Origin of the sequence: Bradyrhizobium lablabi, from assembly GCF_900141755.1 — a bacterium.
GTDB classification, from domain to species: Bacteria; Pseudomonadota; Alphaproteobacteria; order Rhizobiales; family Xanthobacteraceae; genus Bradyrhizobium; species Bradyrhizobium lablabi_A.
Genome location: NZ_LT670844.1, coordinates 3,429,322 through 3,454,041, shown reverse-complemented (window position 1 = coordinate 3,454,041; position 24,720 = coordinate 3,429,322). Strand labels below are relative to the sequence as shown.

25 protein-coding genes are annotated in these 24,720 nt (G+C 63.5%); 6 read left to right on the top strand and 19 right to left on the bottom strand.

Annotation, left to right across the window (positions count from 1 at the left end; translation table 11 throughout):
* The first annotated feature begins 858 nt into the window (after positions 1-858).
* Positions 859-1,788, top strand: a complete 930-nt coding sequence (locus B5526_RS16050; protein ID WP_079539413.1) for a glycine reductase — start codon at positions 859-861, stop codon at positions 1,786-1,788.
* A gap of 59 nt (positions 1,789-1,847) precedes the next feature.
* On the top strand, positions 1,848-3,041 hold the full coding sequence (locus B5526_RS16045) for a CaiB/BaiF CoA transferase family protein (protein WP_079545032.1): 1,194 nt from the start codon (positions 1,848-1,850) through the stop codon (positions 3,039-3,041).
* 27 nt (positions 3,042-3,068) lie between these two features.
* Here the strand turns inward: B5526_RS16045 and B5526_RS16040 are convergent, their stop codons facing one another.
* From B5526_RS16040 to mepA, 7 genes are all read right to left on the bottom strand, one after another.
* Positions 3,069-3,857, bottom strand: coding sequence for a class I SAM-dependent methyltransferase (locus B5526_RS16040; protein WP_079539412.1), 789 nt, complete (start codon positions 3,855-3,857; stop codon positions 3,069-3,071).
* Between the two features lie 157 nt (positions 3,858-4,014).
* The gene (gene modC, locus B5526_RS16035; RefSeq protein ID WP_079539410.1) at positions 4,015-4,683 is read right to left on the bottom strand and encodes a molybdenum ABC transporter ATP-binding protein; all 669 of its coding nucleotides are present in this window, start codon (positions 4,681-4,683) and stop codon (positions 4,015-4,017) included.
* A gap of 2 nt (positions 4,684-4,685) precedes the next feature.
* The gene (modB, locus tag B5526_RS16030; RefSeq protein ID WP_079539408.1) at positions 4,686-5,381 is read right to left on the bottom strand and encodes a molybdate ABC transporter permease subunit; all 696 of its coding nucleotides are present in this window, start codon (positions 5,379-5,381) and stop codon (positions 4,686-4,688) included.
* A 9-nt stretch (positions 5,382-5,390) separates the two neighbouring features.
* A complete protein-coding gene (modA, locus tag B5526_RS16025; protein WP_079539406.1) occupies positions 5,391-6,176 on the bottom strand; it encodes a molybdate ABC transporter substrate-binding protein in 786 nt (261 codons plus the stop codon).
* A gap of 176 nt (positions 6,177-6,352) precedes the next feature.
* Positions 6,353-6,856 carry a hypothetical protein gene (locus B5526_RS16020; RefSeq protein WP_079539404.1) on the bottom strand — a complete coding sequence of 168 codons (504 nt, stop codon included), beginning with the start codon at positions 6,854-6,856 and terminating at the stop codon, positions 6,353-6,355.
* Positions 6,857-6,858: 2 nt separating this feature from the next.
* The gene (locus tag B5526_RS16015) at positions 6,859-7,068 is read right to left on the bottom strand and encodes a TOBE domain-containing protein (protein ID WP_079539402.1); all 210 of its coding nucleotides are present in this window, start codon (positions 7,066-7,068) and stop codon (positions 6,859-6,861) included.
* Positions 7,069-7,197: 129 nt separating this feature from the next.
* Entirely contained in the window at positions 7,198-8,145 is a 948-nt protein-coding gene (gene mepA / locus B5526_RS16010) for a penicillin-insensitive murein endopeptidase (RefSeq protein WP_079539401.1), read from the bottom strand.
* A 225-nt stretch (positions 8,146-8,370) separates the two neighbouring features.
* Here mepA and B5526_RS16005 point away from each other — a divergent pair, with 225 nt between their 5' ends.
* Together B5526_RS16005 and B5526_RS16000 are read left to right on the top strand one after the other, a co-directional pair.
* The gene (locus B5526_RS16005; protein ID WP_197688442.1) at positions 8,371-8,817 is read left to right on the top strand and encodes a L,D-transpeptidase; all 447 of its coding nucleotides are present in this window, start codon (positions 8,371-8,373) and stop codon (positions 8,815-8,817) included.
* 354 nt (positions 8,818-9,171) lie between these two features.
* Positions 9,172-11,409 (top strand): putative bifunctional diguanylate cyclase/phosphodiesterase, encoded by a 2,238-nt coding sequence (locus B5526_RS16000; protein ID WP_079539400.1) that lies wholly within the window; start codon positions 9,172-9,174, stop codon positions 11,407-11,409.
* A 151-nt stretch (positions 11,410-11,560) separates the two neighbouring features.
* On the opposite strand, the gene B5526_RS15995 is transcribed toward B5526_RS16000, so the two are convergent.
* Positions 11,561-12,040, bottom strand: coding sequence for a DUF1801 domain-containing protein (locus tag B5526_RS15995; protein WP_079539399.1), 480 nt, complete (start codon positions 12,038-12,040; stop codon positions 11,561-11,563).
* 80 nt (positions 12,041-12,120) lie between these two features.
* Complete coding sequence (locus tag B5526_RS15990; RefSeq protein WP_079545030.1) at positions 12,121-12,483, bottom strand: plasmid stabilization protein; 363 nt, start codon at positions 12,481-12,483, stop codon at positions 12,121-12,123.
* A gap of 120 nt (positions 12,484-12,603) precedes the next feature.
* On the opposite strand from B5526_RS15990, the gene B5526_RS15985 reads away from it, so the two are divergent.
* The gene (locus B5526_RS15985; RefSeq protein WP_079539397.1) at positions 12,604-13,323 is read left to right on the top strand and encodes an RDD family protein; all 720 of its coding nucleotides are present in this window, start codon (positions 12,604-12,606) and stop codon (positions 13,321-13,323) included.
* A gap of 40 nt (positions 13,324-13,363) precedes the next feature.
* Here B5526_RS15985 and B5526_RS15980 read toward each other — a convergent pair whose 3' ends face one another.
* The 6 genes from B5526_RS15980 to lepA form a co-directional block, all read right to left on the bottom strand.
* Complete coding sequence (locus B5526_RS15980) at positions 13,364-15,334, bottom strand: methyl-accepting chemotaxis protein (RefSeq protein ID WP_079539395.1); 1,971 nt, start codon at positions 15,332-15,334, stop codon at positions 13,364-13,366.
* Positions 15,335-15,495: 161 nt separating this feature from the next.
* Positions 15,496-16,668 (bottom strand): acyl-CoA dehydrogenase family protein, encoded by a 1,173-nt coding sequence (locus tag B5526_RS15975; RefSeq protein ID WP_079539393.1) that lies wholly within the window; start codon positions 16,666-16,668, stop codon positions 15,496-15,498.
* A gap of 118 nt (positions 16,669-16,786) precedes the next feature.
* Positions 16,787-17,113, bottom strand: coding sequence for a type II toxin-antitoxin system PemK/MazF family toxin (locus B5526_RS15970; protein WP_079539391.1), 327 nt, complete (start codon positions 17,111-17,113; stop codon positions 16,787-16,789).
* Positions 17,110-17,298: an antitoxin MazE family protein gene (locus tag B5526_RS15965; RefSeq protein WP_244562306.1), complete on the bottom strand. Its 189-nt coding sequence runs from the start codon at positions 17,296-17,298 to the stop codon at positions 17,110-17,112. Before B5526_RS15965 ends, B5526_RS15970 begins: the two co-directional genes overlap by 4 nt.
* 119 nt (positions 17,299-17,417) lie before the next feature.
* Positions 17,418-17,630 (bottom strand): hypothetical protein, encoded by a 213-nt coding sequence (locus tag B5526_RS15960; RefSeq protein ID WP_079539387.1) that lies wholly within the window; start codon positions 17,628-17,630, stop codon positions 17,418-17,420.
* Positions 17,631-17,741: 111 nt separating this feature from the next.
* On the bottom strand, positions 17,742-19,547 hold the full coding sequence (gene lepA / locus B5526_RS15955; protein WP_079545029.1) for a translation elongation factor 4: 1,806 nt from the start codon (positions 19,545-19,547) through the stop codon (positions 17,742-17,744).
* 114 nt (positions 19,548-19,661) lie between these two features.
* On the opposite strand from lepA, the gene B5526_RS15950 reads away from it, so the two are divergent.
* Positions 19,662-21,287, top strand: a complete 1,626-nt coding sequence (locus B5526_RS15950) for a glycosyltransferase family 39 protein (protein WP_079539385.1) — start codon at positions 19,662-19,664, stop codon at positions 21,285-21,287.
* 243 nt (positions 21,288-21,530) lie between these two features.
* Here B5526_RS15950 and B5526_RS15945 read toward each other — a convergent pair whose 3' ends face one another.
* The 4 genes from B5526_RS15945 to B5526_RS15930 form a co-directional block, all read right to left on the bottom strand.
* Positions 21,531-21,860, bottom strand: coding sequence for an HPr family phosphocarrier protein (locus B5526_RS15945; RefSeq protein WP_079539383.1), 330 nt, complete (start codon positions 21,858-21,860; stop codon positions 21,531-21,533).
* On the bottom strand, positions 21,857-22,258 hold the full coding sequence (locus B5526_RS15940) for a PTS sugar transporter subunit IIA (RefSeq protein ID WP_024509305.1): 402 nt from the start codon (positions 22,256-22,258) through the stop codon (positions 21,857-21,859). Before B5526_RS15940 ends, B5526_RS15945 begins: the two co-directional genes overlap by 4 nt.
* A 133-nt stretch (positions 22,259-22,391) precedes the next feature.
* Positions 22,392-22,916, bottom strand: a complete 525-nt coding sequence (locus tag B5526_RS15935; RefSeq protein WP_079539382.1) for an HPr kinase/phosphorylase — start codon at positions 22,914-22,916, stop codon at positions 22,392-22,394.
* Positions 22,913-24,718 carry a sensor histidine kinase gene (locus B5526_RS15930; protein WP_079539380.1) on the bottom strand — a complete coding sequence of 602 codons (1,806 nt, stop codon included), beginning with the start codon at positions 24,716-24,718 and terminating at the stop codon, positions 22,913-22,915. The genes B5526_RS15935 and B5526_RS15930 overlap by 4 nt, the downstream gene beginning before the upstream one ends.
* Positions 24,719-24,720: the final 2 nt, after the last annotated feature.

Here is a 24,720-nt window from a genome sequence, read left to right as displayed (position 1 = left end):
GATTGTCCGCCAGAGTGCCGGGCAATGACGCGATGTGGTAATTAAGGGCACTGCCACCCACGGACTGAACGCCGATTGCCCGACGGGCAAATCAGCGTTGCGCTCGCGAATTTCTCTGTCCAGCCCTGCCGACAAAAATATTCCGCTGGTGCCGTCGGGCAAATCAGTGATTTGACTCTGCCCGTCTCACCCGAGAAGAGGGGCGGGTCGCGATCGTCACGAAACGCGCGGTGGGATGCGGTGGACGCGGCAGCGTCGGCGCGGAACGGAATCGCAGGGCGGGTTTGTCCCGTGAGCGAGATTCCTCGCGCAAGACGACGGCGCCATAGCCCGGCGAAGCCTTTGGGTGAAGACGGGTGGCTGCGTACGGCAAAACCGTGTGGTCCTGGCACCCGTTGCTGGTGTCAAGTCTGCGGAGGCGCGTCGGCCCAACCGGGCTTGGACAAACCTTAATCCGCAGACGACGGTGACAAAAGGAATTCGTCGCCGGGGAGAGCGCGCTATAAGCCGTAAAGCCATTGCGCAGGGAATGCCGGAGTGCCTCCGCTGAACCTGTATGCTCGTGTGCGTTTTCTTTCGTGCATTTTGCACACGAGACCGCGGGTGCAGCGCGCACCCGGCATTCCCTGCTCCCTCGTTGTTTCCGAGGGACATTAACGTCGCATCAACTCGGGGCGCCCGGCGCCTGCGAGTGTGGAGGTGTGTCCGGGCTTGTCCCGACTGTTCGAGACCGACCTCTGGTCGCCGATCGCGGGGGGTGAGTTGCTCTTTCGGCAGTTGAGGAATGAGCGGACTATCTCTAGTCTGGCCGAAGGTCGATCCATGACCCTACGGTGGAAACGCAGGAGAGACACAACAATGTCCGCCCCCCTCGATGAACAACTCGGCTTTGCGCCGGACTACGATTCCCCGGTCCCCTATATGCAGCGGACCCGCGACTACTACGCCGCGATCGGCTACACCACGCCCTACCGCTGGGCACATTATGTCGATACGCCGTTCTATCAGCTGAAAAAGCCCCTGGCGCAATCGCGCGTGACGATCATTACCACCGCCGCCCCCTATGATCCGGCGAAGGGCGATCAGGGCCCTGGTGCTGCGTATAATGGCGGTGCCAAGTTCTACAAGGTCTATGACGGCGACACCGGAAAGCAGCACGATTTGCGCATCTCGCATATCGGCTATGACCGAAAGCACACGACCGCGACCGACAGTGGCACCTGGTTTCCCCTGCCGCAGCTCCTCAAGGCCAAAGCCAAGGGGCGGATCGGCGAGGTCGCGCCGCGCTTCTTCGGCGCGCCGACCAATCGCAGCCACCGGGTCACGATCGATGTCGATGCCCCGGACATCCTGGCCCGCTGCCTCGACGACAAGGTCGATGTCGCCGTGCTGGTGCCGAACTGCCCGGTCTGCCACCAGACGTCAGCGCTGGTTGCCCGCCATCTCGAGGCAGGCGGCATTCCCACCGTCGTGATGGGATGCGCCAAGGACATCGTCGAGCACGCTTCCGTGCCGCGCTTTTTGTTCTCCGACTTCCCGCTGGGCAATTCCGCCGGCAAGCCCCACGATATCGAGTCGCAGGCGCTGACGCTCGAGCTGGCGCTCGGCCTCTTGGAGCATGCCTCCGGCGCACGCACCACGATGCAGTCACCGCTGCGCTGGAGCGAGGATGCCTCCTGGAAGCTCGACTACAACAACATCGCGCAGATGAGCCCGGAAGAACTGGCACGGCGCCGCGCCGAATTCGACAAGCAAAAAGAGATCGCGCGCGGCAACCGGGCCGCCTGACGCGCCATCAAGAACAAGAAGCAAGAACAAGAAAACTACCCATCAGGAGGATGTCCCGCGTGACCCGACCGTTCGAAGGCGTGAAGATTCTCGACTTCACGCAGGTGCTGGCCGGCCCCTATGCAAGCTACCAACTGGCGCTCCTCGGCGCCGACGTCATCAAGGTGGAGCGGCGCGAAGGCGAGGACATGCGCCGTACCCCGTTGAGCCGCGAATGGGCCGCTCGCGGCCTTGCGCCTGGCTGGCAGGCGATCAACGGCAACAAGCGCAGTCTGACGCTCGACCTGCAGAAGGGCGAGGCGATCAACATCGTCAAACAGCTTGCCGCCCAGGCCGACGTGGTGATGGAAAATTTTCGTCCCGGCGTGATGGACAAGCTCGGCATCGGCTACGCCGCACTCTCGGCGATCAATTCCAGGCTGATCTATTGCGCGGTCTCGGGCTTCGGCCAGACCGGCCCGGAACGATCGGGCGCCGGCTATGACGGCAAGATCCAGGCGATGTCGGGCATCATGGCAATTACCGGCCACGAGGAGACCGGGCCGACCCGCGCGGGCTTTGCGGTCTGCGACGTGCTGTCGGGCGCCACCGCGGCGTTCGGCGTATCGAGCGCGTTGTTCCAGCGCAGCCACACCGGCAAGGGGCAATTGGTCGACGTCTCCATGCTCGAGGCGACGCTGGCGTGTCTGTCGGGACCGGTGGCGGACTACACGGTCGCCGGCCATCGTCAGCAACTGTCCGGCAATCAGGCGGTGAGCCGCCGGCCGACCGCCAATTTATTCCGGGCCGGCGACGGTTATCTGTTGCTCGCCGTGAACACGGAGAAGCAATATCGCGCGCTGATGGCGGCCCTCGGACGCGCCGATACGTTTGAAGACCCGCGCTTTGTTGACTGGTTCGCGCGCCAGGAAAACGAGCTGGCGCTGCGCGCCATCATCGAGGAAGCGCTTGCGAAGAAGACTCCGCGCGAGTGGGAAAAAATCCTCGAGGCCGCGGGCGCGCCCTGCGCCAGCATCTGGAAGGTCGAGGAAGTGATCGATCACCCGCAGATTTTGGCGCGCGGCGCCGTGCAGGAGATCGATACGCCCTATGGCCGCCTGCGCTTTGCCGGCAGCGGTTTTCGGCTCGCCCATGGCGGCGGCAGGCTCGATTCAATGGCACCCGAACTCGGCGCCCACACCGATGAGGTGCTGGGTTCGCTCGGCTACGATGCAGATGCAATCGCGGATTTGCGCGCGCGTGAGATCGTCTGAGCGGCAGCGGCTCGTGGCAGCCGCCGTTCAACTCGGTACGCGTCCCTTAACTGCATTGGCCCACGTACGATAGGTAATGCGTCCTGCATCGTCTGCGGGCATGGCCGCCCGCACGCGGCTTTTCAGCCGCGCGGCGTCATCCGGCGGCATCGCAGCGACCGTCGGACCGGTGCTGGATGCCAGCATGGCCGTCGTCCAATAATCGTCGAAATCGGGGAAGGTCCGTTGCACCTCGATCTTCCGCGTCTCCACGCCTTCAAGACCCGCATCGGTCCATAGCTTCTGAAGCGCCTCGGCTCTCGAAACGTCCGAACTCGGCGGCAGAGGTACGGGAACGCCCATGGCGCGCATTTCTCTCTGGATTGGCAGTAAAGGAAATCCACCACCCAGGACGTCCCAGGCATAAGCGGCGACCGATCCGCCCGGGGCCACCACCCGAACCATCTCGGCGAGACCCTTGGCGGGATCGGGAACGAAGAATATCACCAGTGCCATCACCGCCGCGTCGAATGTGTGGGCTGCGTAGGGAAGCTCCATTGCGTCGCCTTGCCGAAATTGCGCGATGCGCGTGGTTGGCCGTGCGCGGGCAAAGGCGAGTTGGCCTTCGGAGGGATCGACGCCGGAAATCTCGGCGGGTGCGTATCTCCTGACGATCAGCTCGGTGAAGGCCCCGTTGCCGCAGCCGACGTCGATCCAGCGCAGGCCGGAGCGCGGCGCGAGCCAGTCAAGGAAGACTTCGCCCACGAGTTTGCTCCAGACCCCCATCATCCGCTCATAGCCTGCACCGTCGTTGAAGCGGATCTGCGGCTCGGCCATGGGCTGTTTCTCCGGTTGAGGGCGTGCCTCGGATCACGAGAATAGCAAAGAACCTCATCCTGAGGAGCGGCCTCTTGGCCGCGTCTCGAAGGATGAGGCAGCACGGGGGCCTCATGGTTCGAGACGGCGCAAGAGCGCCTCCTCACCATGAGGATCATCAAACGCCCGGCAGCACCTTGACTCCGCCGAGCGCAGTCACCCGTCCACCCCTAAGCATCACGATCTGTGTCGCCAATTGGCGCAATTCGGCGGCGTCGTGGCTGACATAGACCATCGGCACATTGGCCTCATCGCGCAGCCGCACCAGATAGGGCAGGATCTCGACTTTTCGCCCCTCATCGAGCGATCCGAGCGGCTCATCCATCAGCAGCAGTCGCGGCTTTGACAACAGCGCGCGTCCGAGCGCGACGCGCTGGCGCTCGCCGCCGGAGAGTTTGCCGGGACGGCGATCCAACAGGTGGCCAATATCGAGCAGGTCGGTGACGCGCTTGAATTGCGCGGGGTCCTCGGCGAGCCTGTTCATCCGTCGGCCATAGTCGAGGTTTTGTGCGACGTTAAGATGCGGAAACAGCCGCGCGTCCTGAAACACATAGCCGATGCGGCGGCGATGCGCGGGGACATGCACGCGTTTGGCGGTGTCGTCGAGCGTCTCGCCGTCGATGGCGATGATGCCTCGGTCGGGCTTCAATAATCCCGCGATCATGTTGATCAGCGAGGTCTTGCCGGCACCCGAGGCGCCGAACAGGCCGGTCACGCGCCCCTCGCTGGTGAAGGAAGCCTCAAGGGAGAATTCGCCGAGCCTCTTTGTGATGTCGACGCGCAGCATGGTCAATTCCCGTGCAGGCGCTGGGTCGCGCGCCGCGCGAACCATTCGGAAGCGATCAATGCGCCCATCGCAATCACCACAGAAACCACCACCAGCCGCAGCGCCGCGGTATCGCCGTCGGGAGTCTGGATCAGCGAATAGATCGCCGAGGAAATGGTCTGGGTTTCGCCGGGAATGTTCGACACGAAAGTAATGGTCGCGCCGAATTCGCCGATCGCCTTGGCAAAGCCCAGTACCATCCCTGCCAGCACGCCCGGCAATGCCAGGGGTAAGGTGACGGTCGCAAACACCCGCCAGGGCTCGGCGCCGAGCGTGCTTGCCGCCTGCTCCAGCCTCCGGTCCACCGCCTCGATCGATAGCCGGATCGGCCGCACCAGCAACGGAAACGACATCACCCCGCAGGCCAGCGCCGCCCCGGTCCAGCGGAACGCGAACACGATGCCGAGATGATCGGCGAGCCAGGCGCCGACCAGGCCGCGCCGGCCGAACGTCAAAAGCAGGAGATAACCGGTGGCGACCGGCGGCAGCACCAGCGGCAGATGGATCAACGCGTCGGCGACCGACTTGCCCCAGAAATCACGCCGCGCCAACAGCCATGCGACCGCGATCCCGAGCGGCGTCGCGACCAGCGTCGCGACTGTCGCCACCCGCAGCGAAAGCGCGATCGCGGTCCATTCCGTGGGCGAGATGTCGAACACTTAAGGGGATCAGGAGGTCGGGCGGATCAGGTACGTGAATCCATATCTTTCCAGGATCGTCTTCGCCGCCGATGATTTCAGGAAGGTCAAATAATCGGCGGCTTCCGCTCTTGCGGTCGTCGTCGCCGCGACCGGGTAGATGATCGGCGGATGAGAATCCGCCGGAAAAGTGCCGACGATTTTGACGCCGGGCTCGACCTTGGCGTCGGTCGAATAGACGATCCCGAGCGCCGCCTCGCCGCGCGCCACCAGGGTAAGCGCCGCGCGCACGCTCTCGGCCATGGCGAATTTCGGCTCGGCGGCCTGCCAGGCCCCGAGTTTCTCCAGCGCCGCCTTGGCGTATTTGCCGACAGGGACGGCTTTGACGTCGCCGGTGGCGATCTTGCCGTCGCCGGCGAGTTTTGCCAGATCGAAACCTGGCGCGATGGTGACGTTGTTGATGTCTGAATCCTTTGGCGCGATCAGCACGATGCTGTTGCCGAGCAGATTGATCCGCGTCTGCTCGTTGATGTTCTTCTTACTGACCGCGTAGTCCATCCAGTCAGTGTCGGCAGAGACAAAAATATCCGCCGGCGCGCCTTGCTCGATCTGCTTTGCCAATACCGAGCTTGCGGCATAGCTCGCCGAAACCTTGACGCCGGTCTTGGAGGTGAAGGCTAGGTCGATGTCGTCGAGCGCGTTCTTCATCGAGGCCGCGGCAAACACGACGAGGTTCTTGTCCTGGGCAAGCGCAGGCAAAAAGGCAGATCCGCACAGGATCATGAAGGCGGCGACGAGTCCGGCAAGACGATGCATGATGACGCTCCGTGCGTATTCGCGGGCGCGCTTTTCCGCGCGCGCAAATCAGGCGTTGGTTGACATGGACGCGACAGGCGGAAGCGCCGTTCCGTTCTCCCGGCGGCTTACGGCCGACCGGGATTTCGCGAGCAAAAACAATAACAGGCTGGAGGTTTGGGTAAAGGCCTGTTGACCTATTCCGAGGGCAGGATCGCAACCGATACCGAATTCTCCTTGGTCCCGCTGACCTGCAATACGAACGGGCTGGCCGAAAGCTCGTACTTCATGGTCTTGCGGATACCGTCACAATCGGTCGCGCCGCTAAACCCCTTGGGTTTGACAAAATGCCCGTCCTGCACCACGTCGACCCAGCCGCCGGCGGACAGGCTGATGGTGTAGAGGCCTGCCTTCGGTGCGCTCGTGAAATTGGCAAAACCGGCGAAGGTGCCTTCCTTGGGCGCGCGTTCCGGCGGCGAGGGCAGTTTTGCCTCGCCCGGTGCGACCAAAGCGAGCGTCATCCCGGTCGATGGCAGCGCGTCAAGTTCACCACCCGACACAAGCTTGATGCGATCCGGCGCGGTCAGTGCCGTGCGTTCGTGCTCGATATTCCATTTGAACTTGTCGCAGCCGCTCGGCTCTTCTGCGGCGTAAGCGGGAGCCCCACACAGCAGCAATGCAATCAACAAAGAACCGCGCATGATCAATCCACCGCGATCATGACGTCGGAGGCCTTGATCACGACGGTCACTGCGCCCTTGGCCTTGATGCCCAAATCATCGACCGCCTCGTTGGTGATCGAGGAAGTCACGATATGGCCGCCGCCGATGTCGACGCGGACGTGGGAGGTGGTCGCGCCCTTCTTGACTTCGACGACGGTGCCTTTGATCTGGTTGCGTGCACTGATGCGCATGATGGTTCTCGCTGGGGTGAATTGGGTTGCGCGCGCGGTGATGCCGCGTCATGGAGTGGCCGCGCGCTTACGGCGCAACGACGCGCAATATTAGCGCATTTCGAGGGTGCGAGGATAGCCGCCTGGGCCCTATTGCTTTGCGTCCGGCGCAGCCAAGACCTTGCGGCAGGCTGCCGGCAGTTGCGCCAGCGTGATCCCCGGATGCGGCTTCGGCGGCTCTGTCGACGGTTTGGGGTGGATGGTAGAGTCCTTGAACCAGAACGCGAAATCGGCGGCGCTGCAGCCTTCGCCAGATTCCGGGTCCGGTTGGCTCTCGCATTCCTTGCTGCCGGGAGGACATTTGATGCGGATATGAAAATGATAGTCATGGCCATACATCGGCCGGATCTTGCCGAGCCAGCTGCGGTCGCCCTTGGCTTCGCGGCATAACGCTTTCTTGATCGCGGCGTTGACGAAGATGCGCTGCACGCTCGGCTCCTGTGCGGCGGCGCGGATCATGATCAGATGCCCTGGTGTCCAGACCGCCGGATCGACGTCGAGCCGGTCGGCGCGCACCATCATCACCGCCGACACTTCCTCGCGCTCCTCGCGCGACAATCGCCGGTCCGGCATCGGCGTCAGCCAGACGTCGGCGTCGAGCCCAACCTGGTGGCTGGCGTGACCGGTGATCATCGGGCCGCCGCGCGGCTGCGACATGTCGCCAATCAGGATTCCCGGCCAGCCGGCCTCCTTGTGCACCTTGGCCGACAGCCGTTCCAATAGCGCGACCATGTCGGGATGCGCCCAGTTGCGGTTGCGCGACAAACGCATCACCTGCCAGGTGTCGCCGTTGATCGGTAGCGCTTCGGCACCGGCGATGCAGCCTTTGGCGTAGAAGCCGATCACGTGCGTCGGCATCGCCGCCGGCAACACCTTGCGGCCGAACAGCTCCTTAGCGCCGAGCTTGGGATCCTTGGGATTGGCGAGCGGCGGCAGCGGCTTTGGGTCAACGCTGCCCTTGTCCTGCGCCAGCGCGGCGGAGGCACTGGCGAGGATGGCGGACAACAGCAGGGGAATGAGAATCAGGCGGGAATTCATGGCTCACTCTGGCAGCAAAGCGTAGCACGGAATTCTGCAGCCGGGGATATGGCGCGGCAATCGCAATTGCTTGATTTTTCGCTAGGCCTCGCCGCTGCGAACCATCGGCCGGCGGCGGATCAGGCTTAACCGCGGCAGCTTGCCGTCACACGCCGCGCGGGCCTTTACAACGCGCAACCAAAAACGAATCATGCCTCCAACAAAATTGTCGGCAGGGGTTGCGTCATGAAACGGCTGTCAGTCGGACGGCGCGCAAGGTTGGTGTTTGCGGCCGCGGTCGTCATGGCGGGATTAGCATGGTCGCCGGCCCGCGCCGATGTGGTGGTCCAGATCGACAAATCAGCCCAGCGCATGGCGATGAGCGTCGACGGCATGATGCGACACAATTGGCCGGTCTCGACCGGGCGCAGCGGTTACGGCACCCCGAGCGGGACGTTTCACCCGCAATTGATGGCGCGGCGCTGGTTCTCGCGGAAGTATTATAATTCGCCGATGCCGCACGCGATCTTCTTTTACGGCGGCTTCGCCATTCACGGCACTTACGAGTTGACGCGGCTCGGCGGTCCGGCGTCGCATGGCTGCGTCAGGTTGGATCCGTCGCATGCCGCGACCCTGTTCGCGCTGGTCGGGCGCAACGGGCCGCGCAACACGCGGATCGAGATTTCGAACTAGCGCGACGGTCCGCCGCAGCGCGGCCGCGATCTTAACCGTTCGATAACCCTTATCATCATTGGCGAAATTTCGTGCGAATGCGCGGAAAACCGCGCTAGCGCTTCTCCAATCGCGACATCCGTTAACACGCGTAGACGATTTTGCCTTGCGGCTTCGCGGGCGCAGCTCATCGCTTGCGGCAGTACAACCTCTGTTACGCTGACACCTGCGAGTTCGCCTCATAAACAGGCAGCCGAAATACAAGGTGATCCCGCAAGGCATCGCGCGCGAACGCCGAATTCGGCAAAGGATACCATTTTTTCAGATACTTATCGGAAAAGGGAACCCGCAGAAATGCGGAATGGGGCGGCGGTAATGCGAAAAGTCCGGCCAAAGGCGGCCAACAAACTGAAGCGCGCGGCGATTGCCCGGATTCCCGGGCTGCCGGCGAAGCCCATTCCCAAACTCGCAGGCCCGAGCCGGCGCGTCGCGGCCGAGATCGGCGAGATCGTGCGCAAACGCGCCGAAGCCGAGGCCGCGATCGCCGATGCGCGAAAATCCCACGAACGGCTGCGCGAGGCGATCGACATCCTGCCGCAGGGCATCGTGTTTCTCGACGCCGAGGGCCGCTACATCCTCTGGAACAAGAAATATTCGGAGATCTACAGCCGCAGCTCGGACCTGTTCGTGCCGGGCGCGCGGCTGCAGGATACGATCCGCATCGGCGTCGAGCGCGGCGATTATCCGGAAGCGGTCGGCCGCGAAGAAGAGTGGATCGCCGAGCGGCTCACCAGGCTTTTTCGGCCCGGCGAACGCCATGAGCAGATCCTCGCCGACGGCCGCTGCATCCTGATCGAGGAGCGGCTGACCGAGGACGGCGGCATTATCGGCCTGCGCGTCGACATCTCCGAATTGAAGCAGCGCGAGGACTCGTTCCGGCTGTTGTTCGACTCTAATCCGGTGCCGATGATCGTCTGCGCGCTGGACGATGAACGCATCCTCGGCGTCAACGACGCCGCGCTCGCCCATTACGGCCATAGCCGCGCCGAATTCGAGAAGCTGTCCATTCGCAAGCTCCAGGCCTTCGAATCTGAGCCGCCCTGGGCCGGCGACCGCTCGAGCGACGAACTGACGGCGCGCACCTGGAAGCACGTCCGGGCCGACGGCACGCTGATTGATCTGGCGATCTATTCGCGCGAGCTCGTCTATAACGACCGGCCCGCGGTGCTGCTCGCGCTGATGGATATCACCGAGCGCAAGCGCGCCGAGGCGCGGCTCGCCTTCATGGCCCAGCACGACGGTTTGACCGGGCTGCCGAACCGCAACCTGCTGCGCCAGCAGATGGACGAAATCCTCTCGCACACCAGGCGCAGCAGCGACAAGGTCGCGGTGCTGGTACTTGGCCTCGACAATTTCAAATCGGTCAACGACACGCTCGGCCACGGCGTCGGCGACAAGCTCCTGCGCGGCGTCGCCAAGCGGCTGCGCTCGACGCTGCGCGAGGAGGATACCATTGCCCGCCTCAACTCCGACGAATTCGCGATCGTCCAGAGCGGGCTCGCTCGGCCCGAGGACGCCGTGTTGCTGTGCCGGAGGCTGCTGGAGGCGATCGGCGATCCCTATCTGCTCGACGGCCATTCCGTCGTGATCGGCGCCAGCATCGGCATCGCGATGGCGCCCAGCGATGGTGACGAGTCCGAAAAGCTTCTGAAGAACGCCGACATGGCGCTGTCCCGCGCCAAGAACGAGCAGCGCGGCACCTTCTCATTTTTCGAGGCCGGGATGGACGCCCGCGCCCAGAGCCGCCGCAAGATCGAGATCGACCTGCGCGACGCGATCCAGAACGACGTGCTGCGGCCGTATTATCAGCCGCTGATCGACCTTTCGACCGGGCGCATCACCGGCTTCGAGGCGCTGGTGCGCTGGCCACACGCCGAACGCGGCATGATCTCGCCCGCCGAGTTCATCCCGGTCGCCGAAGACACCGGCCTGATCAATGCGCTCGGCGGGTTGATGCTGCGCCGCGCCTGCATGGATGCGGCGATCTGGCCCGACGAAGTCCGCGTCGCGGTCAATTTGTCGCCGTTGCAGTTCCGCGGCGGCAATCTGTTGTCGGTGGTGATGGATGCGCTGAAGCAATCCGGCCTGCCGCCCAAACGGCTGGAGCTGGAAATCACCGAGACGCTGCTCTTGGAAAAGAGCAGCCAGGTGCTGGCCACGCTGCACGCGCTGCGCGCGCTCGGCGTGCGCATTTCGATGGACGATTTCGGCACCGGCTATTCCAGCCTGAGCTACTTGCGAAGCTTTCCGTTCGACAAGATCAAGATCGACCAGTCGTTCGTGCGCGACCTCGGCGCCAATCCCGACGCGCAGGCGATCGTCCGCTCGATCATCAGCCTCGGCATGGGCCTCGGCGTCACCATCACCGCCGAGGGCGTCGAGACCGAGGCCGAATTGAGCTGCCTGCGCTCGGAAGGCTGTCACGAGGGACAGGGCTTTCTGTTCAGCCGCGCCCGGCCCAATGTCGAGATCGTCGGACTGTTGAAAGCGCAGTGCGGCGTGGACTCCGTCGCACTTGGCGATGCCACCGAGGAAGCCGCGCTGGTGGCGTAACAGGCCCGGCCGGGAGCGTTACTCCCGTCATTGCGAGGAGCGAAGCGACGAAGCAATTGATAGTTGCTATGCCGTGCGATGGATTGCTTCACGGAGCCTGTCATCGGGCGCGCATTCGCGCGACCCGTTGGCTCGCAATGACGGCGAACAATTATTTCCCGCGCGCCGCCTTGCGCTTGTTCAGATGATAGGTCAGCGCCAGCGCCACGCAATGGCGCAGCGCCGGCTCGGGAAGCTTTTCCGCAGCGTTCAACAGGATGCAACGGTTGCCCTCATAGCTGAACTCCGTCGGATACAGCTCGCGAAACGTTTCCACCAGATCGGTCTGGCAATGGAAATAGATCGCGTATTGGTTGGCGGCGGTTTTCACTTGGTCGATCCGGATCGTGCTGCCGCTTTTGCTCTCCGGCGTGAGATAGCTCGGCTGTCCCCATTTCAGGGTTTCCTCGAGCCGGCCGACGCCCGCGGTGGCCTTAGCCGTATCGAAGATCAGCCGCCGCAAAGCCAATAATTTTGCCTTCAGCGGCGCCGGATAGGCGTTGAACACCGCATCCACCGCGGGATCGGAAAAATCCGCGCGCGGCTTGCTTGCCGCGCGCTTTGCGGTGCTCTTCTTGGCGGGCTTCTTCACGGTGTGTTCCGCTTATTCGGATCGATGCTGTCGCGCAGCGTAGAACACGATCGGAACCAGCGGAAGCGGAGTTGTGATCGCTATTTCTTCCGCGCCGTCTTACGAGTGGTCTTGCGCGCCGCCGACCTCTTCACGGCATGTCGCTTACGCGATGCGGCCGCTTTCTTGGCGGAGCGCGATCTGGCCGCCGCCGGCCGGCTCGCGGAGGCCTTGCCGCCGCGCGGTCCGCCGATCGCCCCGCCGCGCTTCGAGGACACGTTAGAGGTACGGACACCGCGGCCCGAGCCGCGCTTCTTGCCGCCGCCGGTCTCCTCGTTGACCGTCGCCCAGGCGCGACGTTCGGCCTCTTTCTTGCCGAGGCCGCGATGCTCGTAACCTTCCTCGATGTGTTCGGCCTGGCGTTTCTGCTTGTCGGTATAGCTCGATTTGTCACCGCGCGGCATGATCGTCACCCTTTTGGCGTTGCCGTTGCCAACGCAACGCCTATCGCCGCACCCGGGTTCCGCTTTCTGTGAACCTCACCCACGCTTCCGTCGACATAGGATTGAAGTCGGATATCTCGCATGCGCCCTGACGCGGAAGTCTCCCCGACACAGGTGCCGCGCTACGCGCGGTTCTCGCGCCGCGTTCGCGGCATCATGCTCGACTGGATCATTACCCTGGTCGTCATTTTCGGCGCGGTGCTGGTTGCAACCACGGTCGCAAACGACAATCTTTCCCGCGCGCTCGGAACGTTGGTGGTGATTGCGCTTGTGCTGTACGAACCGGTTCTGGTGTCGTTCACGGGCGGTACGCTGGGGCATTATTTCAGCAATCTGCGCGTGGTGGACGAGCACAGCGGCGGCAATGTCAGCTTCCTCAAAGCTTGCGCCCGCATGATCATCAAGGGCGTGCTCGGCTGGTATTCGTTCATCGTGATGACCGCCACGCGCCGCAACCAGGCAGTGCACGACCTTTTGACGGAGTCGACGGTGCAAATCCGCGATCCGGCGAAAGCCTTGCCGTATCAATACATTACCGAACGAACCGAGCTCTCGGATTCGAACATGCCGCCGCCTTGGCGGCGGCTCGCCGTGATTGGTTGTTACCTGTTGCTGACTTTCGTCATCTATCTCGGCGTCGTCGCGGGCCTCGTGCCGCCGCGCTGTGTCGACTTCAATTACTGTTCGCCGGGAGAGCGGTTTGTCAGCATCGCGGTGCCGCTCATGATGTTGGCGGCGAGCGCGCTGTGCATCGTTCTCGGCTGGCGAGGCAAGCTATTCGGCGCGCGCAGGGCGTCCTAGGCGCTGCCGAGGCTGTTAGCCGGTTTTCTCGAATGCGGCTCTAGGCCGCGTCGCGCAGGCCAGCGAGGAAGCTATCGACGCTTTCGAACAGCGCGCTGGCGTGCTGGCTGAGTTCGCCGGAGGCGACCAGGACATTGTCGGCAAGCGCGCGCGACTGGTCGGCGGCGTGGCTGGCGCCGGCGACATTGTGCGAAACCTCGCCGGTGCCGGCTGCGGCCTGCTGCACGCTGCGCGCGATCTCACGGGTCGCCGAATCCTGCTCTTCGACGGCTGCCGCAATGGTGGTGGCAATCCCGCTGATCTCGCGAATGGTGTCGCTGATGCCGTCGATCGCGACGACGCAATCGCCGGTGGCGGACTGGATCGCGGTGACCTGGCTCGCGATCTCCTCCGTCGCCTTCGCGGTCTGGCTGGCGAGTTCCTTGACTTCGGATGCCACCACGGCAAAGCCGCGGCCGGCGTCGCCGGCCCGCGCCGCCTCGATGGTCGCATTCAGCGCGAGCAGGTTGGTTTGACTGGCGATGGCGCCGATCAGGCGAAGCACATCGCCGATCTTCTCGGCGGCGGCGGTGAGGCTCGCGACCATTTCGGTGGTTTGCCCGGCCTTGACCACGGCGGCATCGGCGACGCCGCTGGAATGGGTGACCTGGCGGCCGATCTCGGCAACGGACGAGGCGAGCTCCTCGGTGGCAGCCGCCACTGTGCTGACGCTGGCCGATGCCTCTTCCGACGCGGCGGCTGCCGCCGCGGCCCGCTCCGACGTCCCGTTGACGCTCACGGTGATCTCGCCGGCGACGCGCTGCATGTCCTGTGTCGCCTTCGCGACCGCGCCGACCACGCTCTTGACGTCGGCCTCGAACCGGTCGGCCATCTGGCGCTGCAACGCTTTCTTCTCGCGTTCGGCCTCCTGCTTGGCGGCCTCCTGCGCCTCGCGCATATTGCGGGCCTCCAGCATGTTGCGGCGGAACACGTCGACCGCCTGCGCCATGGTGCCGAGTTCGTCCTTGCGCTCGCCGCCGGGGATCGCGAGATCCGTGTCGCCGCTCGAAAGGCGGTTCATCACCGCGGTGATCGCCGCGAGCGGCCGCGACAGGCCGCGGCCGAGCAGGAACGCCAGCAGCACGGCGCCGGCCAGGATCGCGACGGCGCCGAAAATGAGATTGCGCTGCGAACTGGTCGCCGCCGCCTCGTATTCGGTGATGTCCTTGATGACTTCAAGCACCGCGACCGGCTGCCCGGCATAGTTCTTGATCTGCCCGAGATAGAGCGCGACCGGGTGGCCGCTGAGCGTCGCCTCGCGCCGCAGCGTGCCGCCATCGAACACCTTCTTCATTTCCTCCGGCGTTGCGACCACGGCGGCATCGTCCAGCGTTGAGGAAAGCTTTCGGAAAGCCTTGCCGTCGAACCAATGCACGACGAGATCGACGCCAAAGCGGTTCTTGGCGCGGTCGACGAATTCCTTGCCGAAAGCGATGCCGATGTCGGTGTTGGCGATGCTCTTGCCGTCGCGCATGATCGGCGTCATGGCGAAAATGCCGAGCGTATCGCGGCCCGGTTCGACGCCGACAATCGATTGGCCGGTCTGGTTCGCTTGCACCACCGTGGCGCGGCGGCCGGAAGCGTCGTCGCCGAAAGCCTTGGGATCGTGGGCTCGGTAGAAGGCCGTCGCCGGCGGGGTCTGGAACGTGACCAGCGAGATGCCTTGCGCCTTTAGCGCCTTCATCGCGCCGCCCAGCAGCGTCCCCAGCGCGTCGCGGTCGCTTTTGAGGATGGCGTCGCCGACCGGCGGCAGATTCGCGATCACGGCGCTGACGGCGAGCCCCGCGCGCCCCTCATAGTCGAGCGCGGCGATGACGCTGTCATATTGCAGCTTGAGCTGCTGATCGAGCGCGAGCTGGGTCAGCGCGCGCTGCTGCATGATCGAAAAGGTCCCGAGGATCGCGCAGGCCGCCGCAACGGTCAGCGAAATGGCCAGGATCAGGCGGGCCGCGATCGATCTAAGTCTGAACATGGGGGATTTCCGAAGCTCCGCGACAGGAAGATTCGGAAGGTCCCAGAAACTGCTTAACAACCGGGTAAATTCAGGCCCGCAGAATCGCATACGGCTATGCGGCGTCACGCAGGCCAGGAAGGTCTTGACGCTTTCGAACAGCTGCCGGCTTCCACGGGGTCTTAAGTGGTCGGTCCGCGCGGCAGGACAGCGGCGGTCAGGATCACCTTGCCGACATCCTCGTAATGGGTGTCGCGGGCCTGGATCTGCTGGCCGATGGCGTGCATGTCGCGGAATCTCCGCTCGAACTTGTTGGCCCTGAACACGGCGGTGGCGCCGGCCATGTGATAGGCGGCATCCACCACCTGGGACGATTGATGGATGGTCCAGGTCGAGGCGAGGCGAAGCGCGGTCCGGTGGTCCTCCGTCAATTTTCCGGTGTGGTTGAGATCGCGCCAGGCCTCAGTGGCTGTCGCATAGAGATAGGCGCGGGCGGCGCGCAAATTGCCTTCGGTGCGGCCGATCAAACCCTGAACGGCGTTGTTCTCGCGCATCGCCTTCAGCCCGACCGACGCCTTGCCGCGCGCCAGCTCGATGGCCGCATCCAGCGTGGCGCGGGCGACGCCGAGCGAGATCGCCGCAAAACCCAGTCCGAACATGGTGTAGGTGGTGATCCCGTAGAGCGGGCCTTTTTCGCGCAGCGCCGTGAAATCGTCGCGCAGCGCGGTAAATTTTTCGGGGATGAACAGATTTTCGACCGAATAGGAATCGGTTCCGGTGCCGCTCAGCCCGATGACGTCCCAGACATCGTACATCGTGGCGCTGGTTGCGGGAAACACGATGGTGCGGATTTCCGGCGTGCCATTTTGCTTTAACCGCTTGGTGCCGTCGGCCTCGACGACCTGGACGTGAGCGCCGAGCCAGTTGGCCTGCCGCGAACCGCTAGCAAAATCCCAGCGCGCGGTAATGCGAAAACCGCCGGGAACGACATGCACCTCGTGGGCGATCGCGCCCCAGGCGAGGATGCCGTCGGGGGCACCGAAAATTTCGCGCGCCACGTCTTGATCAAGATAGGCCGCCGTCATGGCGCAGACCGAACATTGGCCGAGGCACCAAGCCGTGGAAGCGTCGGCTTTTGCCACTTCTTCGAGCATCTGCATGAATATCTCGGGTGGCGCTTCGGCGCCGCCGATGCTTTGCGGCAAAAGCGCCCGGTAAAGCCCGTTCTCGATCAGGGCGGCAACCACCGGCGGGGTCAGCCGCCTGGTCCGCTCGATCTCGTCGGCCTCCTGCGCAATCAGCGGCGCCAGCGCCTTCGCGCGCTCGATCAGTCCGAAACCGGGAAGCTTGTTCATGCTTTTCCTCTGCCCGTTGTGGGTCTTTTGAGTGGCGAAGCCGCAATGGTGATCTATCCGCGGCGGCGGATCAAGATGGGGGAGGGGATGGCAGAAGCGCAGGGGCGGGGTGCATACGTCACCGCGTCAAGCCGAGGACCAGAAGGAGCGCGCTATTCAGCCTTTCGCAGGCGTCCGAATCGAGCGCCCCTATAATTCGCCTGATCCGATCGCGGCGAAGCGTATTAAGCTTGTCGGTCATGATCTGCGTGCGAACGAGCAAACCGTTCTGTACGGTTGGAGCAACGATCGGCCGCATCCGATTGGCCGCATCGATGTAGGACGACATTGGGCAGACAATCAGGGAAGACAACGCGCCAAGTTCGTCGGATTGAACAAGAACGCCAGGACGCGGCTTACCTAATTCGCCCTGAAGGACGACCAGAACGACATCTCCGCGCTTCAAGACCAGTCTTTCGGATCGCGGATAGCGTCAAGCCAATCGTCAATCGCGTCATTTTCCGGGTGCTGCGCCATCAGCCTTATCTCACGGCGGATTTCCGCGAGCACCTTGGGATTGCGCAGATCGGGCACCCAATGCTGTACCGGCCGCAGCCCTTGCGCGCGCAGCCGCTCGCGACGCGACGCCATGCGCTGCTTCGGGGTTCGGGGTTTTGACTTTTTCGGGGTGGTGGCCATGGCGCGAGCGTAACATGTTACGCTCGGAAATCCAATCATTTGGATTTGCGAGATCTGCCGGCCGCCGGGTACTAGCCGGTCGGCACCTTCTTGCCGATCAGGCCAAAGACGATCAGGACAATGCTGATCCCGACGACGGCGCCGGAGACTTGGCCGACCGTGCTCATCAGCGCGGCTGGATCGTTCGACTTTGGTACCATCCCCAGCATGGCCAGGAAGAACAGGCCGGCAAAACCCAGCAGCACGGCGCCCGCGATGATCAGCCGCCAGTTTCTTTTCCGCATGACGATTTTCCTTGGTGCCGCTTGAGGGAGGGGGAGTGATCCATATTCTGGATAGTGCCGTCGGCACTCCCTTAGGTTCAATCAGCACAAAAGATTGAAGACGAGCCAGCCTCAGCTATCCACCTTCAGCGCGGCAATAAAAGCCTCCTGCGGGATGTCGACCTTGCCGAACTGCCGCATCTTCTTCTTGCCTTCCTTCTGCTTCTCCAGAAGCTTGCGTTTGCGGGTGATGTCGCCGCCGTAGCATTTTGCGGTGACGTCCTTGCGCAGCGCGCGGACGGTTTCCCGCGCGATCACCTTGCCGCCGATCGCGGCCTGGATCGGAATCTGGAACATGTGCGGCGGGATCAGTTCCTTCATCTTCTCGACCATGGCGCGGCCGCGGCCCTCGGCACGCTGGCGGTGCACCAGCATCGACAGCGCGTCGACCGGCTCGTTGTTGACCAGGATCTGCATCTTGACGAGGTCGGCCGGCTTGTAGTCGGTGAGATGATAGTCGAACGAGGCATAGCCTTTTGACACGGATTTCAGGCGATCGTAGAAATCGAACACCACCTCGTTGAGCGGCAGCTCGTATTTCACCATCGCGCGGTTGCCGACATAAGTCAGCTCCTTCTGCGAGCCGCGCCGGTCCTGGCAAAGTTTTAACACGCTGCCGAGATATTCGTCGGGAGTGAGAATGGTGGCCTCGATCCAGGGCTCCTCGATCTCGGCGATCTTGACGACGTCGGGCATGTCGATCGGATTGTGGATCTCGATCACCTGGCCGTCGGTCAGGCGCATCTTGTAGATCACCGACGGCGCGGTCGCGATCAAATTAAGATCGAATTCGCGCTGCAGCCGTTCCTGGATGATTTCCAGATGCAGCAGCCCCAGAAAACCGCAGCGGAAACCGAAGCCCAATGCAGCCGAGGTTTCCATTTCGAACGAGAAACTCGCGTCGTTGAGGCGCAATTTCCCCATTGCCGCGCGCAAGGTTTCAAAATCGTCGGCATCGACCGGGAACAGGCCGCAGAACACCACCGGGATCGCCGGCTTGAAGCCGGGCAGCATGTCGGTGACCGGCTTGCGGTCGTCGGTGATGGTATCGCCCACTCGCGTATCGGCGACCTCCTTGATGGCGGCGGTGATAAAACCGATCTCGCCGGGGCCGAGCTCCTCGCTCTGCTGCATCTTTGGGGTGAAGAAGCCGACGCGCTCGACGTCGTAGGCCGCGTTGGTGCCCATCATCCGGATGCGCTGGCCTTTTTTCAGCGTGCCGTCGACGATGCGTACCAGCACCACGACGCCGAGATAGACGTCGTACCAGCTATCCACCAGCAGCGCCTTCAGCGACGCTTCGCGGTCGCCCTTCGGCGCCGGCAGGCGGTGCACGATCGCTTCCAGCACGTCGTCGATGCCGAGGCCGGTTTTGGCCGAGATCATCACCGCGTCCGACGCGTCAATGCCGATCACATCCTCGATCTGCCGCTTGACCTGGTCCGGTTCGGCGGCCGGCAGGTCGATCTTGTTCAAGACCGGCACGATCTCGTGGCCGGCGTCGAGCGCATGATAGACGTTGGCAAGCGTCTGCGCCTCGACGCCCTGGCTGGCATCGACCACGAGCAGCGAGCCCTCGCAGGCGGCGAGCGAGCGGGAAACCTCATAGGCGAAGTCGACATGGCCGGGCGTGTCGATCAGGTTGAGGGTATAGGTCTGGCCGTCCTTGGCCGGGTAGGTCAGCCGCACCGTCTGCGCCTTGATGGTGATGCCGCGCTCGCGCTCGATATCCATGGAATCGAGCACCTGTTCCTTCATCTCGCGCGCCTGCAGGCCGCCGGTGGTCTGGATCAGACGGTCGGCCAGCGTCGATTTGCCATGGTCGATATGCGCAACAATGGCGAAGTTGCGGATGTTGGAAATAGGGATGGATGTCATGGCCGCGAGATAGCACTCGCGCCCCGGGGCGGCAACCATATTGCGCCGTTTTAACGGCGCTTCTTCACGCCAAGCTGATTCCACTTGCGCCGAAAACGCGCTACGCAGAGGCCCATGTCGACTGCTTCATTTTTGCCCGCGGCCGCGCGGGGACGCCGCAGGCCAACCATCCGGCGGCTCGCGGCGTGGCTTGCGGCCGCGGCCTGCGATCCCAAAGCGAGCCTGTGGCTCGTGATCGGCTTTGCCACAGCCCATGCGGTGCTCTGGACCCTGATTTTGATCAATCTGAAAGCCGCGCAGGACGTCCATATGGACGTCGCGGAGGCCTTTGCCTGGGGCCAGAAGTTCCAGTTCGGCTACGGCAAACATCCGCCGTTGGCGGGCTGGGTCGCCGGCCTCTGGTTCAAGCTGTTTCCGGTTGCCGACTGGGCCACTTACGCATTGGCGATGGCGACGCTCGGCTGCGGCCTTGTGATCTCGTGGCTGATTGCGCTGCGCGTGGTCGATTACCGCCGCGCGTTCTTTGTCGTGGTGATGCTCGCACTCTACCCGATCTTCAATTTCAAGGGATTCAAATACAATCCGGATCTGCTGCAGCTCGTCACGCTGCCGCTCGTGGTGCTGGCCTATCTGAACGCGTTTGAAAAACGCAGCGTCCGCGCCGGCCTGTGGCTCGGCCTCGCCGGCGCGCTGGCGCTGATGACGAAATACTGGGTGCTGACCATGATCGGCGCCATTGGCCTTGCGGCGCTGATCCATCCCGAGCGCTTGAAATTCCTGCGCTCGCCGGCGCCCTGGGTCGCGATTGTGACGCTCGTCATTGCGATGATCCCGCATCTGGTGTGGCTCAGGAGCGTCGACTTCGTGCCGCTGACCTATGCCGGCGACGTCTACGGCCTGTCGAGCCGCGCGCAGAGCTTTCAACTCGTGCTCGGCTATATCGGCCACAATCTGGCGCTGCTCGCTCTGCCCGTGGCGCTGGCGGCGATTGCGCTGGCATGGACGCCGCGATGGTGGCTGAAACTCGTGCGGCAACCCTCTGCGTTGTGCGCGCATGCCTGGTCACGCGGCGCCAATCAGAGCGTCAATTTCTCGCAGGCACTCAACGTCTGGATCATCCAGTCGATTGTCGCGATCGGGCCGCCGCTCGGCGGCCTGATATTCACGGTCTATATGAAGACCGATTGGGGAATTTCGCTGTTCTTCCTGACGCCTTTGGCGCTGGTCGCGATCCCGTCGCTGCGGGTTCAGAAAATTGCGCTGTTTCGTATCGCCGCGATCTGGCTCGTCGTCTCGCTCGCAACGCTTGCGGCTTCACCCACCATCGCGGTGGAAGAGTTGGCGGTCAATCCGAACGGCGCCGCGACCTATGGCGCGCGCTCGCAGCTAGCCCGCGAATTGACCGAAGCCTGGCATAGCCGCTTTCATTCGCGATGGACGGTGGTTGCCGGCACCACGGAAATGGGCGAGCCGATGACGTTTTACAGTCCCGATCATCCGGCGCCGTTCACGCCGGGAGAACTTTGGTCGTCGGGCCTGACCTCGCTCGAGGAAGCAAAACGGCTGGGTTTTATCGGCATCTGCGACACAACCGACGGGCGGCTGCCGGTCTGCGAGGCCTGGATGAAGGAGAACGGCAAAGATGCCGAGCAGCTTGCGATCACGACGCAGCGTTTCTTCAAGGGGCGTCCGGGTCCCGCGATTGGCTGGAAAGTTTATATTGTGCCACCGGCGAAGTAGGGGATGCGGCGCTTCCTTACCTCGCCCCGCGTGCCGGGCTTTTTCTTAACCTCGCCCCGCTCTTTTGCGGGGAGAGGTCGAAATTCGCGATAGCGAATTTCGGGTGAGGGGCAGGGCACGAGGCTTGCCACAATCCTCTATCTTGACGCGGCGACAGCCCCTCACCCCAACCCTCTCCCCGCGAAGAGCGGGGCGAGGGAGCGCACTATCGCCGCGGCGACACAACGCTCCAATCTCTAAGCCTCACGTGTTCTCTTCGTTGAACTTGCTGCCGACCAGTTCGGTGATCGCGTCGATGGCGGCTTGCGCGTCGGGGCCGATGGCGGAGACGGTGATCGAGGTGCCGGGTCCGGCCGAGAGCATCATCAATCCCATGATCGACGTGCCGCCGACGGTTTCGCTGCCTTTGGTCACCCAGACTTCCGCATTGAAGCGCTCGACCATCTGCACGAATTTTGCGGAGGCGCGCGCATGCAGGCCGCGCTTGTTGATGATCGGGAGTTCGCGAGAAACAGCGCCCGTTGGGACACTCGGCCCGGCCTCGTTCTCAGGCGACGGGGCGTCGTCGCTCATTTGCCGGCGAGAACTCGGCTTGCAATGGTGACGTATTTGCGGCCGGCTTCCTGGGCCATCGCGATCGCGTCGGGCAGCGAGCGCTCTTCACGAACTTTTGCCAGTTTGACCAGCATGGGGAGATTGATTCCGGCGAGCACTTCCACCTTCGGACGGCTCATGCAGGAGATCGCGAGATTGGAAGGCGTGCCGCCGAACATGTCGGTCAAGATGGCGACGCCATCGCCACTATCGACGCGGTTGACCGCTTCAATGATGTCGCTGCGACACAGATCGGAGTCGTCCTCGGCTCCGATCGTCACAGCTTCGATTTGCTTTTGCGGGCCCATGACATGTTCGAGCGCCGCCTTGAACTCGTCGGCCAGGCGCCCATGGGTCACAAGTACTAGACCAATCATCGGAAACTCCTCGCGGGTGCTTTTTGGTGCACCGCACGAACGCGCCACTTTGACCATCCAGAGCCCCTGCGCAAGAGGGGACCTTCGCGATTCTCCCGGAAATTTGGCGGTAGAGAGGGGAGCCTGCGCCGGTTTATTCTGTGGCGATAGTGGGGCTGATATGGTTACCAATTCCCTTCGGGCAATCGCCCGCGGGTTGGGCGGAAGATGAAATTGCGGTCATTGTCAGGGCCGCCACGACCAGCGGAAGGGCCGAATAGCCCGTCCCGACGGGGATTCGAGGTACTATAACACCGGAAATGCGGGTGAGCAGCGCGTCCCGAGGCGGCATGCGCTCGGCGTCGGCTGCCTGAAGATCGACCACCAAGTCCACAATCGCCTCATCAATAAAGGCGCAACGATGGATGCCGAGCCCTCTGATCTCGATCAGTCCGGCCAATTCGGGAGCCGGGCTGACCACAAGTTTTCCGTCAGCTGTGTCGAGATGGACACGGTCATCGCCGACCAGCACGGCCTCCGGAACCTGTCCGGCGCGGCCGGCGAGGATGAGGTCGAAGGCGAGACGCGACTTGCCGGCGCCCGACGGCCCGCGGATCAGCACCGCACGATTTCCAACCTTCACCGCTGAGGCATGGACGCTGGCAGCGCCGGCATTCATGGGGAGGGCAGCCTGACCACAAAGCGCGCGCCCGCGACCGTGGGCTCGCCGTCGGCATTCAGCGGACCTGCGCGGTTCTCCGCCCAGATCCGCCCGCCATGTGCCTCGATGATCTGCTTCGAGATTGACAGCCCCAATCCGGAATTCTGCCCAAAGCCCTGATGCGGCCGGTCGGTGTAGAAGCGCTCGAAGATTTTCTCCAGCGCATCCTCGCGAATCCCCGGCCCGTCATCATCGATGATGATTTCGATTTCCGAGCGGACGCGGCGGCAGATGATGCGCACATTGCCGCCGGCATCGGAGAAGGACTGGGCGTTGACCAGCAGGTTGGAGATCACCTGTCCGAGCCGCGAATCATGGCCCGGCACCGAGAAGGTGTCGTTGAGGCTGCGACCTTCGAAGCGGACTTCGACGGCAATGTCGTGGCCGAGCCTTGTCTCGTTGGCGACCGTGGTCAGGGTGTTCAGCAGGCGGCGCAGATCGACCGGCATCACATCCTGCCGCTGCAGTTCGGCGTCGAGCCGGCTGGCGTCGGAAATGTCCGAGATCAGCCGGTCGAGCCGTTTGACGTCGTGCTCGATCACCTCGAGCAGCCGCGCGCGGCTATTCTCGTTGCGCGCCAGCGGCAGCGTCTCGACCGCGGAACGCAGCGAGGTCAGCGGGTTCTTTAGTTCATGGGCGACGTCGGCGGCGAATGTTTCGATCGCCTCGATGCGGTTATAGAGCGCATCCGTCATGTCGCGCAGCGCGCCGGAGAGATGGCCGATCTCGTCGCGGCGGCGGGTGAAATCCGGAATTTCGACGCGGGTCTTGATGCGGCGGCGGACGCGCTCGGCGCTGTCGGCGAGCCTGCGCACCGGACCTGCGATGGTGCTCGCCAGCAGCAGCGACAGCACGATCATGACCGCCGAAGCGACGCCGCCGACTTTCAAGATCGCCAGCCGCTCGACGGTGACCATATGGTCGATGTCGTCGCCCTGGGTCGAGAGCATCAAGGCACCATGGATGGCACGCCCGCGCTGCACCGGGACTGCGACCGAGACGATCACCTCGCCACGGGAGTTGACGCGGACCATGCTGCGCTTCTGGCCTTTCAGCGAGTCCGCGACTTCCTCATAGCCGTTGCCGTTCTCGGGTCCGAGTTCGCGATAGAGCGGCAGGTCGCCGCGGTTGAGCCAGGTGCGGACCGCGATCATCGCGCGCTCGGCAATCCCCGGCTTCTGCGCCGAGGGCGGCGGCAATTCGAAGCGCAGCACGTTTTCCAGATTGCGGCTGTCGAGGATCAATCCGCCGTTGGGATCGTAGATGCGGGCGCGGGTCTTGGTCGGCGAGATAAGGGTACGCAACACCGGTGCGACGCGCTCCGGATTGATCGGGAAATCGAGCCCGGAATATTCATCCGGCGCGCCATAAGTCTCGCCGGGCTTGAGGTCGAGCAAGCGGTCGGGATCGATGGTGATGGTATTGGTCTGGACGGTAGCCGACGCCGCGATGGCGCCGGCGATGATCTCGCCCTGCACCAGAAGGCTCTGCGCCCGCGCGTCGATCAGGCCGGCGCGGAATTGCGAGAGATAGAGCACGCTCGCCACCAGCGCGACCAGGCCGGCGAGGTTCAAGGAAACGATGCGGCGGGTGAGGCTCGAGAAGCTGAGCGCGAAAAAGAATTGTCCGGCGCGGCTCAGCCAGCCGAGCGGCCGCCAGCCCGCGACCTGTGGGCTTTCGACGGCATAGTTGTCCAGAACCAGGGCTTGTGAGGCGCCCTCGGTATTCAGGCTTGGATCAGGCTGCGTTCGATCAAGCAATG